This window comes from Stenotrophomonas sp. P5_A8 (genome assembly GCF_056400545.1).
This window is the reverse complement of the sequence record NZ_JBFULB010000648.1, coordinates 1-642: the sequence shown is the minus strand read 5'-3', so window position 1 is coordinate 642 and position 642 is coordinate 1. Positions and strand designations below refer to the sequence as shown.

Here is a 642-nt window from a genome sequence, read left to right as displayed (position 1 = left end):
GGTCCATGCCCGCGCCGCCGTATTCGGCCGGCACTTCAATGCCCATCAGCCCGTTCTCTCCCAGCAGGCGGATGTTCTCCAGCGGAAACTCGCCGGTCCGGTCATGGTGCTCGGCGCTGGGCGCGATCTTTTCCTGGGCGATGCGGCGCGCAACGTCCTGCAGCATCAACTGCTCTTCGGTAAAACTGAAATCCACAACACCCTCCCGGGAACATGGTGATTTTGGCCGCGCAGCGCGCGTCCAGGTGCGGCGATTGTACCGGGGGCCGGTCAATGCCAGCTGACTTGACCCGGCACCGGCCCGGGGCGAAAATATCTCTATATCGCGATAGGTAGATATTCAATGGATCTCGAGGACTGGTCGGTCCGGCTGAAAGTGTTCGCCGACGCCACCCGCGTACGCCTGCTCACGCTGCTGGAGCAGGAAGAATTGACCGTGGCCGAGCTGTCGGCCATCACCACGCTGGCGCAGCCACGCGTGTCCACCCACCTGGCCCGGCTCAAGGAAGCCGGCCTGGTGCGCGACCGGCGTGCCGGCGTGTCGGCGTATTACCGCTTCGACGACGCCGCGCTGGACCCGGCGCAGCGTGCATTGTGGCATGCACTGAGCACCGGCAGCGACGATCCGCTGCTGCGCCAGGA

General features: G+C 65.3%; 2 protein-coding genes. One reads left to right on the top strand and one right to left on the bottom strand.

Annotated elements, in window-relative coordinates; translation table 11 throughout:
• Positions 1 to 196, bottom strand: a 196-nt coding sequence (locus AC1DQP_RS21270) for an acyl-CoA dehydrogenase family protein (protein ID WP_478052529.1), incomplete at its 3' end; no start/stop codon positions are given.
• A 147-nt stretch (positions 197 to 343) separates the two neighbouring features.
• On the opposite strand from AC1DQP_RS21270, the gene AC1DQP_RS21265 reads away from it, so the two are divergent.
• Positions 344 to 642: ArsR/SmtB family transcription factor (locus tag AC1DQP_RS21265; protein ID WP_457395756.1), on the top strand; the 299-nt coding region annotated here is incomplete at its 3' end.